We start from the raw sequence: 15,547 nt of genomic DNA on the forward strand, positions 1-15,547 counted from the left end.
CCGCGCAAAGCAAAACCTGAAGCGCTCAATCGTCAATCATCCTGCAAGCGCTGCCCGCCGGCTATGGACGGCCGCCAATGTGCCAAGGTTCCCGATGCCCTACCGGAGAGGTCGGTCATCGGGTGACTGCCGCTTCGTTGGAACTTGCTCGCAGCTTCACCCGTCCCTATCCCAGGACGCCTGATTCACCCCGGCATCGGTGCTGCGTGCTTCCTGCAGTCAGTACCGCCCGATCCGCCGACCCAACCCTGGAGATGCTTGCAGCGGCCGCGCTCATACGGTCAGCCGTACGTTCCCGTGCGCGTCAGATAATTTGATTCGAGGTAGAGAGATGATTCTAGTCACGGGTGGTGCGGGTTATATCGGATCCCATGCAGTGCTGGAGCTCTTGCAGGCTGGCCATGAAGTGCTGGTCCTGGACGACCTCTGCAACGGCTCGAAGGTGGCCCTCGACCGCGTCGAACAGTTGACCGGGGGCAGCCTGCAATTCGTCAAGGGCGACGTGCGTAACCGCTCGCTGCTCAAGGCACTGTTCGCCTCGTATCCCATCACGTCAGTACTGCACCTGGCCGGTCTAAAGGCCGTCGGCGAAAGCGTGCGCGAGCCGCTGCGCTATTACGAAACCAACGTCAGCGGCAGCATCGCGCTGTGTCAGGCCATGGCCGAAGCCGGCGTCTTCAAGCTGGTGTTCAGCTCATCGGCGACCGTCTACGGTGATTCACCGAGGATGCCGATCACCGAAAACTGCCCGACCGGCCTGCCCGCCAGCCCTTACGGCCAGTCCAAACTGATGGCGGAAAACGTGCTCAAGGGTCTGGCCGAGTCGGACCCGCGTTGGTCGATTGCCCTGTTGCGCTATTTCAACCCGATCGGCGCACACGAATCCGGCCTGATCGGCGAGGACCCCAACGGCATTCCCAATAACCTGCTGCCCTACATGCTGCAGGTCGCCGTGGGTCGTCGAAAGCAATTGAACATCTACGGAGCGGATTACCCAACGCCAGACGGTACGGGTGTGCGCGACTACATCCACGTCGTGGATCTGGCTAAAGGACATCTCAAGGCGCTTGAGCGCGTGGAACAGGTGCACGGTGTTTCCACGTGGAACCTCGGCACCGGACGAGGCTATTCGGTACGTCAGATGATCACCGCGTTTGAAGAAGTGATTGGCCGCCCCCTGCCCCACGTGTTCAAGGCGCGGCGCCCCGGCGACATCGCGCAGTGCTGGTCCGACCCGAGCAAAGCCCGGGATGACCTGGGTTGGGAAGCGGAGCGAGACCTGCTGGCCATGCTGACTGATGCCTGGCGCTGGCAGAGCCGCCACCCACAGGGCTACGCCGAAGACGAAGCGGCCTCAGCGAAACCTGCGGCTAACACCGAAACGGCCCTGGCCAGCTGAGCACCCGCAGCGCGGATGCCCGTCCGGGTCTCGCTTAGGGTGCGCTGCAGTTCAGCTCGGCGCGGATTTTCGACACATCGAGCCGACGGTTCTGCTGCACTGCGCCCGTGAGCTGAGGGTCGATTACCGCAGTGCGCAGCAGTGCGTCTCGAATTTGAGCGGCCGTGGCACAAGGATTCAGCGAGGCATACAGCGCCGCCGCACCCGTCACATGTGGCGTCGCCATGGAGGTCCCGCTCATGTAAGCGTAACCTGCCTTTCCGGTGGCAGTCGGCACGGTTGAAACAATGTCGACGCCCGGCGCCGCGATGTGCACGTTGTTCACGCCGTAGTTCGAGAAGCCCGCCCGGCGGCCGTTCTGGTCGATGGCACCGACAGAAATCACGTTAGGAAGCGGGTAGCTCGCCGGGTAGCTCGGCGTGCTGTCGATGTTGAGTCCGCTGTTACCCGCCGCGGCGATGAACAGGATGTTGGCATTACCGGCCGCCTGGATGGCGTCATACAGCGCCTGCGAGTAACCGCCGCCGCCCCAGGAGTTGTTGGTCGCCACCAGATTGATCTTCTTCGCCAGCTTCAGCTGTGTCAGGTAGTTGATGGCCTTCACCGCACCCGCGGTAGTACCGCCATTGGCGCCGAGGAACTTGGCCGAGATCAGCTTGGCACTCGGGCAGACGCCGAAGACGCCAGCGCCATTGTTCGCCACCGCGCCAACCGTACCGGCGACATGCGTACCGTGATCATCTGCCGGGCCGTCGTAGACGCTGGCGTTGTTGGCGGCAAAGTCCCAGCCGTAGAGGTCGTCGGCGAAACCGTTGCGGTCGTTGTCCTTGCGGTCGGCGCGGCTGCCCTCGCCCGGGTTGATCCAGATATTGGCGCGCAGATCGCCATGGGTGGTCATCACGCCTTCGTCGATGATGCCCACGTGAACCTTGTTCGAGCACAGCGCCCCGGCGTTCCAGTTCGCCAGCGCACCGCTGCCATAAGGAGAAGCAGGCGAGGTGGTTGCGCCCTGCATGTCCCAGAGGATGCCGAGCCCCGGGTCGTTGGGGTTGGCCAACTGGGTTTTGTAGATCCAGTTGGGCTCGACGTACTCGACCGCAGGGTCCGCCGCCAGCGATGCGATCAATGCGGCGTCGATCTTCTTGCCCTTGCCCAGTTTCGCCTGAATCAGATCACCTTTGGCATCCTTGCGCGCTGCCTTGTCGAGCAGCTTCTGCGCGGCCTTTGCGCCCCGCTTGCTCAGCGCGGCGGTTTTGGCAGCCTCGGAGGCACCCGCCTTGAATTGCACCAACAGCTCACCTTCAACGAAAGGCCGACCGGCCCTGAGCGACGCATCCACGGCAGGGTTGGGCTTGGCTGCTACCTGTTCTGCCCCGGCCGCGAGCAGCGCACACATCAAAATACCGACACGCTTTTTATTGACCATCACTGTTCTCCCGAACGACTACAGACAGCCCCACGAACAGGCAAGACGGCTCCTCGGTGGGTGTCTGAACTGTATCGGCAAAGATGATGTCGATTTAGTGGCGCCGGACGAATGGCGCAGCCTTTCGTCGGCAAGCGAGACGCCATCCATAGGCAGCCCCATTTCCGCTCAGCGTATCAAGCCGCCGCCGTAATCCTGGCAAGGGGCGGCCTTCGACTGACCCATCAGGCCAGCTGCTGGCGCAACCAGTCTGCCAATCGCTCTGCGCGTCGATCCGTGCGCCGTGAGGGCACCCACAGCGACAGCCGTGCTCGTGTTTCGACAAACCCCCAGGGCGCCAGCAAACGGCCCTGGCGCAGGTCATCGGCCACCAGCTGTTGCGGCGCGATGGCCACGCCAAGCCCGGCCAGCGCGGCTTCCAACAGGAAGTAGAGATGTTCGAAGCCCTGCCCCATGCGCAACGCGGCGGGATCAAGCCCAGTAGCCCGTGCCCAGGCCGGCCATGCCTGTGGCCGAGAGGCGGTAAACAGCAGCGCTTCGTTGAACAGCACCGAGGGTGGGGCCTGGCGCAGCGCGGCACAGTTCGGATGGTGCGGGCTGAGCACTGGGCCGATGCATTCGGTGGCCAGCTCGAACACCTGCATGTCGGCCGGCCACGGCGTCTCGGCGTACACCAGCGTGGCGTCCAGCCCGGGCCTGCGCGGGTCCAATTCGCCCTCGCTGGCGGACAATTGCAGATGCAAATCGGGCAGCTCGCGGTTGAGCCGGTCTAGCCGCGGGATGAACCAGCGCGCCAGCAGGCTGCCGGGACAGCCGAGCACGAACGGCGCATCGACCGTCTGCTGGCGAAGCTCGGCACAGGTACTGCGCAAGCGCTCGAACGCCTCGCCCGCCGCGTCACGCAGGCGCACGCCCGCATCGGTGAGTTTTACGCCGCGACCTTCCTTGCTGAACAGCGCCACGCCCAGGTCATCCTCAAGCAGACGAATCTGTCGACTGACTGCACCGTGGGTCACGCTGAGTTCCGCCGCCGCTTGGCTTATGCTCTGCAGGCGCGCAGCCGCTTCAAAGGCGCGCAACGCGTTGAGGGGAGGAAGGGCTTGGCTCATTGGTGAGATTTCCTGACAGGTCCAGGCGATCTTATCGCTTTTTATCCGGGCTCGACTCGGGTAATTTCCTGCCCATCGCGCATGCCTTGGCCAAGCCAGGGCGGCTGCCACACATTCCCGCAGGAGATGACCATGACTTCATTCCGCAGCGGCCCTGACGCCAGGGGCCTGTTCGGCCGCTTCGGCGGCCAGTTCGTCGCCGAAACCCTGATGCCGCTGATCAACCAGCTGGCCGCCGAGTATGAGAAGGCCAAGGACGATCCAGCATTTCTCGAAGAGCTGGCCTACTTCCAGCGCGACTACATCGGCCGCGCCAGCCCGCTGTATTACGCCGAGCGCCTGACCGAGCAGTTCGGCGGCGCGAAGATCTACCTCAAGCGCGAAGACCTCAATCACACCGGCGCCCACAAGATCAACAACTGCATCGGCCAGATCCTGCTGGCCAAGCGGATGGGCAAACAACGCATCATCGCCGAGACCGGCGCCGGCATGCACGGCGTGGCCACCGCCACCGTGGCTGCGCGTTTCGGCATGCAATGCGTGGTCTACATGGGCACCACCGACATCGAGCGCCAGCAGGCCAACGTTTTCCGCATGAAGCTCCTCGGCGCCGAGGTGATCCCGGTCACCGCCGGCACCGGCACGCTGAAGGATGCGATGAACGAAGCCCTGCGCGACTGGGTGACCAACGTCCACAATACCTTCTACCTGATCGGCACAGCCGCCGGCCCGCACCCCTACCCGGCCATGGTGCGCGACTTCCAGTCGGTGATTGGCAACGAAGTGCGCGAGCAGATCATGGAGAAGGAAGGCCGTCTGCCCGACTCGCTGGTGGCCTGCATCGGCGGCGGCTCCAACGCCATCGGCCTGTTCCACCCCTTCCTCGATGACGAAGCGGTGCAGATCGTCGGCGTCGAAGCGGCCGGTCACGGCATCGACACCGGCAAGCACGCCGCCAGCATGGCCGGTGGCGCACCGGGCGTGCTGCACGGCAACCGCACCTTCCTGTTGCAGGACGAGGACGGCCAGATCACCGATGCGCATTCCATCTCCGCCGGCCTCGATTACCCAGGCGTCGGCCCTGAGCACGCCTGGTTGCACGAGATCAAGCGCGTCGAGTACGTGCCCTGCACTGACGACGAAGCCTTGAAAGCTTTCCACCAGTGCTGCCGCTTGGAAGGCATCATCCCGGCGCTGGAATCCGCCCATGCCCTGGCCGAAGCCTTCAAGCGCGCGGCGACGCTGCCCAAGGAGCACCTGATGGTGGTCAACCTCTCCGGGCGCGGCGACAAAGACATGCAAACCGTCATGCACCACTACGACGAACAGGAAGAACACATATGAGCTCGGTAAACGCCCGTTTGCAGACGCGCTTCGACCAGCTGAAGCACGAAAACCGCGCCGCGCTGGTCACCTTCGTGACCGCCGGTGACCCGGACTACGCCACCTCGCTCGCCATTCTCAAGGGGTTGCCGGAGGCCGGCGCCGACGTCATCGAGCTGGGCATGCCGTTCACCGACCCGATGGCTGATGGCCCGGCGATCCAGCTGGCCAACATCCGCGCCTTGGCGGCCAAGCAGAACCTGCCGAAAACGCTGCAGATGGTCCGCGAATTCCGCGAAACCAACAGCAGCACTCCGCTGGTGCTGATGGGTTACTACAACCCGATCTTCGCCTACGGTGTCGAGCGTTTCGTCAGCGATGCCAAGGAAGCCGGTGTCGACGGCCTGATCGTCGTCGACCTGCCGCCGGAGCATAACGACGAATTGTGCGACCCGGCCCAGAGCGCCGGCATAGACTTTATTCGCCTGACCACCCCGACCACCGACGACCAGCGCCTGCCCACCGTGCTCAACGGCAGCTCGGGCTTTGTCTACTACGTCTCGGTGGCCGGCGTGACCGGGGCTGGCTCGGCGACGCTGGAACATGTCGAGGAAGCGGTGGCCCGCCTGAAGCGCCACACCGACCTCCCTGTATGCGTCGGCTTCGGCATCCGCACGCCGGAACAGGCCGCCGCCATCGCCCGCCTGACCGACGGTGTGGTGGTGGGCTCGGCGCTGATCGACCAGATCGCCGGGGCCGAAACGTCCGAGCAAGCCGTCGAGGGTGTGCTGGGACTGTGCCGCGAGATTAGTGCAGGGGTGCGCGGCGCACGCAGTTGATTGCGCTGGTGGGCTGAAGCCCACCCTACATGGACTTTCAATTCCGTAGGGTGGGCTTCAGCCCACCACTGCGTTAATACCATCCGCATCACCCCATGAAGGCAAGGAGGCCTCCATGTCGAACTATCGGCGCAGCACCGTGCCCGGCGGCACCTGGTTCTTCACCCTGACCCTGGCCGACCGTCGCTCCCGGCTGTTGGTCGAGGAAATCGCGCTCCTTCGCCAAGCCTATGGCCAGACGCTGCAGGCCCGTCCCTTCCGCACCCTCGCCATTTGCATCCTGCCCGATCACCTCCATGCCATCTGGACATTGCCAGAAGGCGACGCTGACTACTCCGGCCGCTGGAGCCTGCTCAAGAGCACGTTTTCGCGACAGTTCCCGGCGAGCTTCCGGACCGCAAGCAAAACTCACAAGCGAGAAAAAGGTCTGTGGCAGCGCCGCTTTTGGGAACACCAGATCCGCGACGCTACCGACCTGCAGCGGCATGTGGATTACGTCCACTTCAATCCGGTCAAGCACGGGCTAGTCAACAGCGTTGCGGACTGGCCGCACTCGAGCTACCACAGGTATGTCGAAAAAGGGCTGCTGTCCCAGGATTGGGCTGGCAGTAATACGGCGATTGGCTCGTTCGGCGAATAATTGGCGATACGAGTCCAGCCCCCGCATGCCGATCACACGCCCCTAGAACATGGTGTTGTCGTTCGCCGACTCGGCGGGCACGTCCTGAATCACGTCCCAATGTTCGACGATAACGCCATCGTCGACCCGGAAGATGTCGACCACCGCCTGGCCGCGGTCCTCGGGGCCATTGGTTGAATGCACGTGCAGGTAGACCAGATCGCCGTCCGTCGCGCTACGCACGATACGAGCGCGTGATTGCGGGTTTTCTTTGAAGAGGCCGCTGAAGTAACCCACGAAGGGTGCCTTGCCGTCCGGCACGCCCGGGTTGTGCTGCGTGTAGTCATCGGCCACGACACGTGCGGCCTCTTCCACCTGATGCTTGTTGAAGAACTGGTCGTAGAACTCGACGACCAGGGTGCGATCGGCTTCCTCGGCCGCGAGATCCCGTGTGGATGGGCTGGCGGCGAAGATGGTGGTCGACAAAGCGGACAGCAGCGCGGCGGTCATCATAAGCGTACGAAGCATGAGCAAATTTCCTTAGTAACCGACGGTAAAACGCTGGCGCACATGCGCCGGGTGCTCGATCTCGTCGACCAGCGCTACGGCGTAGTCTTCGAATGAAATACGGCTGCCTTGCGCGTTGCTGAGCAGCGCATCTTTGCCAAGGCGAAACTGGCCCGTCCGCTCGCCTGGGACGAACTCGGCCGAAGGCGACAGAAAGGTCCATTCAAGCTCGGTCTCCTGCCTGAGCTGCTCGAGAAAGACCGCGCCGCCAGAGGCTTCAGCTTTGTAGGCTTCGGGAAAATCAGGCAGGTCGATAACGCGCCGACCAGGCGCGACCTCCAGGCTGCCGGCTCCACCAACGACCAGATAACGCTTTACGCCAGAGGCGCGTACCGCCTCGATCAGGGTGTGCGGCTCGGACGAGGTGAAGTTGACCGCGCTGACGACGGCATCGTGACCGCGCAGCGCCGACGTCAGGCCCTACAGGTCTTGGGCGTCGCCCTTGACGGCGATGACGCCGGGCAGCTCGGCGATTCGCTCGGGATGGCGAGCAATCGCGGTCACGCGATGCCCGCGGTCGGTGAGCTCTCTGAGAATGCGCGAGCCGGCTGAGCCAGAGGCGCCAATCAATGCGATATGGGACACGACGCAATCCTTTGTCTAGTTTATGGACCAGGTATGTTTTGTAGACCTTGGGTGCGAGCAATGCTACGTTTCGCCGCCTCGCCCCACAAGAAGTCAGGTTCGTGGTACCTGGTCACGCTGGGCTGACCTGCCTCGCCGACGGAGAACCCTATGCTGCGCGATGAAGTCATTAACGCTGCCTTCGACCACCCCTGCCCGATCCGCGATGTGCTCGATCGCATAGGTGACCAATGGAGTTTTCTGGTGCTTGAAGCGCTGGCCGAACGCACGCTGCGCTTCAATGAGCTCAGTCGTGAGATCGGTGATATCTCCAAACAGATGCTTTCGCGAACCCTCAAGCGGCTGGAGATGGAAGGGTTCGTGCACCGCACCCTGTACGCCGAGGTTCCTCCGCGGGTGGAGTACCAGCTGACGGACCTGGGCCGAGGGTTTCTGGTGCCCATGCAGGCGTTGGTGCAATGGGCCGATACCCACCACGCTCAGGTCTGCCAGTCACGTCGCGCGTATCGCTCAGCCGAAGGGGCTGTCGATTGATGCCGCATCAGTGCCAAGCCCAAGACAGGTATCCCGAACAAACCATTCCCCATCGATGACCAATATCAACCGGCTCGATTTCGACTGCGCCGTCTGAGCGCGTAGGATGCCCTGCACATCCCCAGTACCCACGCGAGGAGATTGTTCATGCCCGATAGCACTTACGTACCGCCGAAAGTCTGGACCCACGACGCGCCCTCGGGTGGCAAGTTCGCCAGCATCAACGCCCCGACCGCCGGTGCGCGGGAGGAAAAGGCGTTGCCGGTGGGCAAGCATCCGCTGCAGCTCTACTCCCTGGCCACGCCTAACGGCGTGAAAGTCAGCATCATGCTCGAAGAGCTGCTCGCTCTCGGCCACAGCGGCGCGGAATACGACGCCTGGCTGATCAAGATCGGTGACGGCGACCAGTTCGGCAGCGGCTTTGTCGAGATCAACCCGAACTCCAAGATTCCAGCACTGGCCGATCACAGCGTCGACGGCGAACCGCTGCGGGTGTTCGAATCCGGTTCGATCCTGGTGTACCTGGCCGAGAAGTTCGGCGCCTTCCTGCCGACCGAAACCCGCGCGCGCACCGAAACGATGAACTGGCTGTTCTGGCAGATGGGCTCGGCGCCCTTCCTCGGCGGGGGCTTTGGCCACTTCTATGCCTACGCGCCGGAGAAGTACGAGTATCCGATCAACCGCTACGCGATGGAGGTCAAGCGCCAGCTCGACGTGCTGGATCGCCAACTGGCCGAAAACCGCTACATTGCCGGCGACGACTACACCATTGCCGACATGGCCATCTGGCCCTGGTACGGCGGGCTGGTGCGCGGCGAGCTGTACAGTGCTGCCGAATTCCTCTCGGTGCAGGACTACAAACATGTGCAGCGCTGGGCCGCCGAACTGGCCGAGCGACCCGGCGTGATTCGCGGACGCAAGGTCAACCGCACCTGGGGCGATGAGTCGGAGCAAGCGGCCGAGCGCCATAGCGCAGCGGATCTCGACTGAGTCACCGGGCGCCAGACCCAGGACCTCTACGCGCGGCAAGCCCCACCGCGCGCATGCGGCCAGGGCGGATGCAACCTGATTGTTGGCAGGGTGTCTTGGCCTTCACCGCATGACCTCATACAACGCACCATCAGCGCAGGTCGAAACGTTCTGGCGCCGCCCCCGATAACACGGACGCTCCATTCTCCCAGCAGACCGATCACTGCAGACCCGGCCATCTGAACAAGGTGACGCCCCGCGGGCGCATCACGGCGAAGCCCCTCCCTGAAGATCTCCCGCCCGTTACGGCTTTGCGCCGCGCTGCCCCTCGACTTTTCTGAACTATGCCGCCCAGGCCAGACCAAATACTCATGAGCGCTGCTCCGAGGAGCGGATGAGCCGCCATCACTATGGCAGGTGTCCTCATCAGTCCCGGGATAAGCGCAGTGCTCGGATAACCCAGTTGTTCAACACAACGCGAGGTGAACCATGAAACACACACTAGTAGCGGCGTTTGCGACGTCGACCGATGCCAACCGTACCGTGGGCGACCTGATGTCGCGGGGCATCGCCCGGGAACAGATTCACTCAGTAGGTGCTGACAGCGCGAACATTCATGCCTACGACGCGCCCTACTCCACCGAAGGCGGCACCGTCGACCGCGAGCATCACGAGGGCAAGGTCGCGCACTTCTTCAAATCGTTGTTCGGCCATGAGCCGCACGAAGAACACCGTCGCCATGCCACCGCCTACCCGGAAGCCGTACGCCGAGGCTCGCTGGTGATCGCCGTCGACGTGCACGACGACGATCAACTGGTCCGTGCACGCGACGCCCTGGAGTACAACGGCGCGCTCAATATCGACGACAACGGCAACGGTGCGGGCGCAACCCCAGGCTATTCCGGCGCAACCAGCCCCTATGCCGGCGCCACCGGCGGCGACAGCCACTTGGACAAGCATTTCGCTGGGTCCGCCAGCCATGCAGGCCATTCAGCCGATACCCATCGCGATACAGGTGCCCCGGGTGCGGGAACAACCGATACAGCGGCAACAGGCCGTACGGCTGATACCCATGCAGGCTCCGGCGATACCGGCCGCTACGATGTGGGCACGGCGGCCAAACGGGCCGGCACGGATTACCCAGAGAACGCCGGCACCGCATCCCCGACTGGCGGCGGCCTGGCCGGCGAGACGGTCGGCACTCGCGACGCGACGGAAAGCCTGGACGCCACCCACGCGGGCACCTGCACAGACCGGATCTGCGTGATCAAGCGGTAAAACGGTTGACCGACCGGTGAGCGATCAAGGGCCGCAAGACGCGGCCCTTTTTTTTGACCGGCTTCAGCGAGGCGCGTCCAGATCCTCAGTGCCCGTCCAGCGCGCGCCGCAACCCGGCATTGCCGATCGCCAGCGCCACGCAGTCTTCCGTCAGCCCTAACGCAGCATTGACATAAGGATTGGCCTGATAGGGTTTGCGCAGGTCGAGTCCAATCTTCGACGCGACCAGCGCGGCCGTTGCGCCAACCACTGCCGGAAGCCATATCGGTTGTCGCTGTGCGCTGGCCAGGGCTGCTGCGGTCACCCCGCCCGACAAGGCCCGAAACATCATCGATGGCAGGATGGTCCTGTCCGGCGCAAAGGGCATCTTGTCACCCACCAGTTCGCCCACCGCCATGGGTACAATAAATTGCTGCATACGATGCGAGGCCAGGGTGCGCGCCGGCTCGTTCGCCTCGTCGATGTCGTCCCGCGCGGCCAGTGCCCGGCTGGTCATGGTGGGGGCCAGGGTGCTGCGCATCCCTGTTACCAGGCCTAGCGCCAGCGCGCCCCACAAAACATTGCTCAGAGTGGTCATGCGTGTGTCTCCCGGTGGCTTTTAGATGCGACCGGGTTAGCGCATCAGCCGTTCATGTCCATCTCCGAGCGGTCAGCTAGTCCCGCTCTGTGAGGTTGCTAGCCCTTGGCCGCTGCAAACTTCTCTACCCGTTTGGTTTCACCCGCCACGATCAGGATGTCGCCCGGGTGGATCAGGGTCTCAGGCTTGGCGTAGATGAAGTCTTCATGCGCCCGCTTCACCCCGACGATGGTGACGCCGTAGCGCTTGTGCACGCCGGCGTCCGCCAGGGTCTTGTCATGAATGTTGCGTGGCGCGTGCGTCGAGGCGATGGCAAACCCGTCGTCGAACTCGATGAACTCGAGCATCTTGCCGGTCACCAGATGCGCCACGCGCTCGCCCATGGAGGTTTCCGGATAGACGACGTGGTGGGCTCCGGTGCGCTCGAGGATCAGCCCGTGGCGCTTGCTCAAGGCCTTGGCCCAGATGTCCGGTACGCCGAGTTCCTGCAGCGCGAGGACGGTCAGCACGCTGGCTTCCAGGTCGGTGCCGATACTCACCACCACATGGCGGAACTGATCCACCCCGAGCTGGCGCAGGGCGCGGATGTCGGTCGCGTCGGCCTGCGCCACATGGGTCAGCTGGTCGACCCACTGCTGCACGTTGGCGCTGTTGCTGTCGATGCCCAGCACTTCGTGGCCCATGGACGTGAGCGAATCGGCAACCGCCGAGCCGAATCGCCCCAGGCCGATGACGGCGACACTGTCGTTCTCGAATGTCTTGCCGAACAGGTTATCCAACAATGGGGCGTTCCTCCGGATAGCGGTAATGTTTGGTCACGCTGCGCAGCGCAAGGGCCGTCGCCAGCGTAATGGTGCCGACCCGCCCGATGAACATCAGGGCGATGATCACCAGCTGGCCGGACGCGGGCAGATCGTCGGTGATCCCGGTCGACAAACCGACCGTGGCGAACGCGGACACCGCCTCGAACAGCACCACGCCGAGCTCGTAGTCCGTCATGCTGAGCAGCAACATGGTGCCGATACCCACAATGAGCGAGCTGAGAAACAGCACCGTCAGCGCCTGGCGTTGCGTGGCGTAAGAGATGCGCCGACGGAAGGCGACTGTGTCCTCATTGCCACGGATCTCGGCCCAGATGAAGAAGAACAGCAGGAAGAAGGTCGTCACCTTGATCCCGCCCGCTGTACTAGCGCTGCCGCCGCCGACAAACATCAGAAAGTAGTGAACGGCCAGCGTCTGCGCTTCGAACTGGCTGACGTCCAGGCTGTTGAAGCCCGCCGTGCGCGCCACCGCCGAGCTGAACAGGGCTGACAACAGCTTGTCACCCAGCGACATGCCGCCCAGCGTGCCGGGGTTGCCCCACTCGTAGAACAGAATCGCCAGCGTGCCGCCGAACAGGAGCACGGCCGAGCCCCAGAGCGTGATACGGGTGTGGATTGTCCAAGGCTTGCCGCGCTGGTCGCGGCGAAACTCGTAGAGCACCGGAAAGCCCAGGCCGCCGATGATCAGCGCAAGCATGATCGGCACCAGCACCACCGGGTCCGTTGCGAAGCGCATCAGGCTGTCGGAATAGGTCGAGAAACCGGCGTTGTTGAAGGCCGATACCGCGTGGAAAAGACCGTCCCAGAGCGCCTTCGGCCAAGGCACGTCATAGGTGAAGTGCAAATGGACGGTGAGAATGGCGGTCACGACCAGCTCAACACCGACCGTGACCAGCAGAATCAGCCGCAGCACGCCGGTCACATCGCCGAGACCTAACGAGCGCGTCTCCTGCTGCGCGACCAGGCGGCTGCTGAGCTGTAAGCGGCGCTTGACCAACAGCCCGAGCAGGGTCGCGCCACTCATGATGCCGAAGCCACCCACCTGAAACAGCAGCAGGATCACGCACTGGCCGAAGAACGACCAATAGGTCGCCGTGTCCTGCACGATCAAACCTGTCACGCAGACGGCCGAAACTGCCGTGAACAGGGCCGTCAGCAATGACGCGCTTTCAGGCCCGGCGGTCGATACCGGCAACAGCAAGAGCACCGTGCCCAACAGGGTCGCAGCAAGAAAAGCGAGCGGAATGAGGCGAGCCGGTCGGCGAACTGCGTTGCTGAGCAAAGTCGATTCCTTAGGTGTTCCCTTGGCTGCTGACGTTCGCGCAAAGCCTTGGCACGAGCCTCTACCTTGTGCGGCCACCCTCGATCAGTGGGCCGCGACAATAGCAAAAAGCATCGTGGCTGCGCTGCACAGCGCGGTTAGGCTGGCACGACGGATCTAGCGCCCTGATGCTCTATCGACAGGCCTTGTCCGCAGCTGTTCACCTGCAGCGCGGGGCACTACCCGAGCCAACCGCACCTTGTTTCTTGCGAACCTCATCGGTTTCTTCAACCCAAGGGCGATCCATCATCGCCGCCGATTCAACCGGCACATGCAATCGACGTTGCAGCTCCGGTTCTCGTCCGATCAAAAAAGGCGACCCGAAGGTCGCCTTTTTCACACGGTACGGGCCGTTACTGGCCGAGCAGGCCGGCGCCCAGTACCGAACCGAAGGCAAAGCCGATGAATTCCTGAACGCTCATATCTTGGCCATTCAAGGTCACCTTGTTGTCGGCGTAATGCAGTGAGCTGGCCAGGCGATCGCCTTGCAGCTGGAACCAGCCCGCACCGAGTGCCATACCGCTGAACAACTCGGTCGTCAGGTCTACCTGCTGCTGCAACGCAGCCGGGTCGGCGCTGTACTGCGGTTCGCGCTGAGCAATCAGGCTGGCAACATCGCGCACCAGGCCTTTATCGATGCCTGCTTCGGCTTTGAGCGACGCCAGCATGCTGGTGATCATCGCATCAGGAGTAAAGGCTTCTGCTCTCGGGGCCTGCAGGTCGGCCACAACAGACAGGCGGGCCGCACCGTTAGCGGTCTCGAAGCCGAACTCGTCGAGCGCCAAGGTGGGCTTGTGCTCCAGCAGTTGCAGGGCAAGCGCTTGCAGCTCCTGCGGCTGAGCGTCGCTGATGCTGTCGAGTGCCTCCTGCGGGGTGGCACCGCTGTCGAGGATCTGCTTGTAACTTTCCAGCAGTGCCTTGAGGCTGCTTTCGTCCAGATTGCGCAGGCTGAGGGCCAGCGCCAGGTTGCGGATGGACTGACCATTGGCCCCCACCTCGCCAACGCGGTAGGCGATCGACTGGTCGAAGCCGCCGCTGCTTCGACTCGACACTTCATCAATGGAGGCTTTGTTGATGATTACGGCAGAATTGTTGTCGGTCTGGATTTCCATGCGTTCGAGCGTAATGGCGGACGGGCCTTGGCCGAACCCGTTGACATAGTCGTGCTTGTCCACGGTCATGCCGATACCGCTTAGCTTCACCCGCACCGGCTTGCCATCATCACGGCGTTGCAGGTTCATGTCGATTTCCGGCAGCTGACCTTCCAGGCGCACGGTAGTGGTTTCGTCGGCCACTTCGAAGTTCACGCTGCCAGCCGCAACGCGAACCGTGCCGTCTTCGTTCTCAAGATTGAGAGGCGCCGAGCGCAGCGCGCCTTGCTGGCTGCCGTCATAGCCGAAGGCGACGTCACCAACCAGGGGGTTTTCACCTGAAGCGGCCTCGAACAGCGCTTCGGTCTGCGCTGATCGCTCAAGACGGAAATGGCTCTGGGCCGCAACCGGCATCAGCTGCCCATTGGTCAGGCGTGAAACCGGAAACGGGCCATGCTCGATGCGGTCTTCCAACAGCACGGCGTATTGCCGGGGCTCGCCGTCGCTGTCCTGAACCTCGATGTCGACCTGATAGCGGGCGCTGCTGGAAAGCAGACCGCCTTCGAAACTGAGCATTTTGACGGCGACGTCGGCACCGGCTCCAACGCTCATCTCGCGCAACTGGATATTGGCCTGCTCGACGGCATCACGGGCAGTCGATTCAACCTGGGTGCTGGTGTAAACAGTGGCGCCGCCGACGAGGGCCAGTGGAATGGCAACGGCAAGTGCGATTTTTTTCATGGAAACATCCTGTGCGGCGGCTGGGCAGACGTCCTGTCAGCCGGTGGTTGGCAAGCGGCCGCACTCTATCAGCGAGCCTGTACAGTCTCCAGCGCGCCTTGCAGCGGGATCGGAAGGCTGAGAACGCGGCGACAAATCAGGACGCTCTCACCGCTGATAAACCAAACCAAGCTAAGGATTCCAACTCACCGTCCGCGCCAGCGGTGGATGTGCAAAGCGACATCCACCCTTGTATCTCGACTACCACGCTATGTTGGGGTGATAGTTCCCGACTGATCATCGGGGGAAGGCCAGGAAGCCGTATCCACCCTTAGGCTTTGAGCCTGCGACGTAGATAGCGCTGCGGCC

14 protein-coding genes and 2 pseudogenes are annotated in these 15,547 nt (G+C 63.2%); 8 read left to right on the forward strand and 8 right to left on the reverse strand.

The annotated features are described in order from the left end of the window. Positions 1-331: 331 nt before the first annotated feature. On the forward strand, positions 332-1,399 hold the full coding sequence (galE, locus tag CXK96_RS15000; protein ID WP_102837236.1) for a UDP-glucose 4-epimerase GalE: 1,068 nt from the start codon (positions 332-334) through the stop codon (positions 1,397-1,399). A gap of 34 nt (positions 1,400-1,433) precedes the next feature. On the opposite strand, the gene CXK96_RS15005 is transcribed toward galE, so the two are convergent. Together CXK96_RS15005 and CXK96_RS15010 are read right to left on the reverse strand one after the other, a co-directional pair. Beyond that, on the reverse strand, positions 1,434-2,825 hold the full coding sequence (locus tag CXK96_RS15005) for a S8 family peptidase (protein ID WP_102837237.1): 1,392 nt from the start codon (positions 2,823-2,825) through the stop codon (positions 1,434-1,436). 224 nt (positions 2,826-3,049) lie between these two features. Beyond that, positions 3,050-3,934: a LysR family transcriptional regulator gene (locus tag CXK96_RS15010; protein WP_102837238.1), complete on the reverse strand. Its 885-nt coding sequence runs from the start codon at positions 3,932-3,934 to the stop codon at positions 3,050-3,052. Positions 3,935-4,066: 132 nt separating this feature from the next. Here CXK96_RS15010 and trpB point away from each other — a divergent pair, with 132 nt between their 5' ends. The 4 genes and pseudogenes from trpB (at position 4,067) to CXK96_RS15025 (ending at position 6,736) form a co-directional block, all read left to right on the forward strand. Further along, on the forward strand, positions 4,067-5,278 hold the full coding sequence (gene trpB / locus CXK96_RS15015; RefSeq protein ID WP_102837239.1) for a tryptophan synthase subunit beta: 1,212 nt from the start codon (positions 4,067-4,069) through the stop codon (positions 5,276-5,278). After that, complete coding sequence (gene trpA / locus CXK96_RS15020; protein ID WP_102837240.1) at positions 5,275-6,096, forward strand: tryptophan synthase subunit alpha; 822 nt, start codon at positions 5,275-5,277, stop codon at positions 6,094-6,096. The genes trpB and trpA overlap by 4 nt, the downstream gene beginning before the upstream one ends. Further along, positions 6,062-6,145 (forward strand): annotated as a pseudogene (locus tag CXK96_RS21175) (hypothetical protein); the annotation flags it as partial. The gene trpA and the pseudogene CXK96_RS21175, both read left to right, overlap by 35 nt. 66 nt (positions 6,146-6,211) lie before the next feature. After that, on the forward strand, positions 6,212-6,736 hold the full coding sequence (locus CXK96_RS15025; protein ID WP_102837241.1) for an REP-associated tyrosine transposase: 525 nt from the start codon (positions 6,212-6,214) through the stop codon (positions 6,734-6,736). 42 nt (positions 6,737-6,778) lie between these two features. Here the strand turns inward: CXK96_RS15025 and CXK96_RS15030 are convergent, their stop codons facing one another. Beyond that, positions 6,779-7,243 (reverse strand): nuclear transport factor 2 family protein, encoded by a 465-nt coding sequence (locus CXK96_RS15030; protein ID WP_102837242.1) that lies wholly within the window; start codon positions 7,241-7,243, stop codon positions 6,779-6,781. 12 nt (positions 7,244-7,255) lie between these two features. Further along, positions 7,256-7,867: pseudogene (locus tag CXK96_RS15035) on the reverse strand (NAD(P)-dependent oxidoreductase). 150 nt (positions 7,868-8,017) lie between these two features. Here CXK96_RS15035 and CXK96_RS15040 point away from each other — a divergent pair. The 3 genes from CXK96_RS15040 to CXK96_RS15050 all read left to right on the forward strand — a co-directional run bounded on the left by CXK96_RS15040 (position 8,018) and on the right by CXK96_RS15050 (position 10,648). Further along, on the forward strand, positions 8,018-8,401 hold the full coding sequence (locus CXK96_RS15040; RefSeq protein ID WP_102837243.1) for a winged helix-turn-helix transcriptional regulator: 384 nt from the start codon (positions 8,018-8,020) through the stop codon (positions 8,399-8,401). Positions 8,402-8,548: 147 nt separating this feature from the next. Next, complete coding sequence (yghU, locus tag CXK96_RS15045) at positions 8,549-9,391, forward strand: glutathione-dependent disulfide-bond oxidoreductase (protein WP_102837244.1); 843 nt, start codon at positions 8,549-8,551, stop codon at positions 9,389-9,391. A 468-nt stretch (positions 9,392-9,859) separates the two neighbouring features. Continuing rightward, complete coding sequence (locus CXK96_RS15050) at positions 9,860-10,648, forward strand: hypothetical protein (RefSeq protein ID WP_102837245.1); 789 nt, start codon at positions 9,860-9,862, stop codon at positions 10,646-10,648. Positions 10,649-10,733: 85 nt separating this feature from the next. Here the strand turns inward: CXK96_RS15050 and CXK96_RS15055 are convergent, their stop codons facing one another. The 4 genes from CXK96_RS15055 to CXK96_RS15070 form a co-directional block, all read right to left on the reverse strand. After that, positions 10,734-11,225, reverse strand: a complete 492-nt coding sequence (locus tag CXK96_RS15055) for a DUF4126 family protein (protein ID WP_102837246.1) — start codon at positions 11,223-11,225, stop codon at positions 10,734-10,736. 98 nt (positions 11,226-11,323) lie between these two features. After that, positions 11,324-12,007 (reverse strand): potassium channel family protein, encoded by a 684-nt coding sequence (locus CXK96_RS15060; RefSeq protein ID WP_102837247.1) that lies wholly within the window; start codon positions 12,005-12,007, stop codon positions 11,324-11,326. Beyond that, positions 11,997-13,328, reverse strand: a complete 1,332-nt coding sequence (locus CXK96_RS15065; RefSeq protein WP_256061640.1) for a TrkH family potassium uptake protein — start codon at positions 13,326-13,328, stop codon at positions 11,997-11,999. Before CXK96_RS15065 ends, CXK96_RS15060 begins: the two co-directional genes overlap by 11 nt. A 392-nt stretch (positions 13,329-13,720) precedes the next feature. Continuing rightward, entirely contained in the window at positions 13,721-15,199 is a 1,479-nt protein-coding gene (locus tag CXK96_RS15070) for a YdgA family protein (RefSeq protein ID WP_102837248.1), read from the reverse strand. Between the last annotated feature and the right edge of the window lie 348 nt (positions 15,200-15,547).

The sequence above is a fragment of the Stutzerimonas stutzeri genome, from assembly GCF_002890895.1.
GTDB classification, from domain to species: Bacteria; Pseudomonadota; Gammaproteobacteria; order Pseudomonadales; family Pseudomonadaceae; genus Stutzerimonas; species Stutzerimonas stutzeri_AB.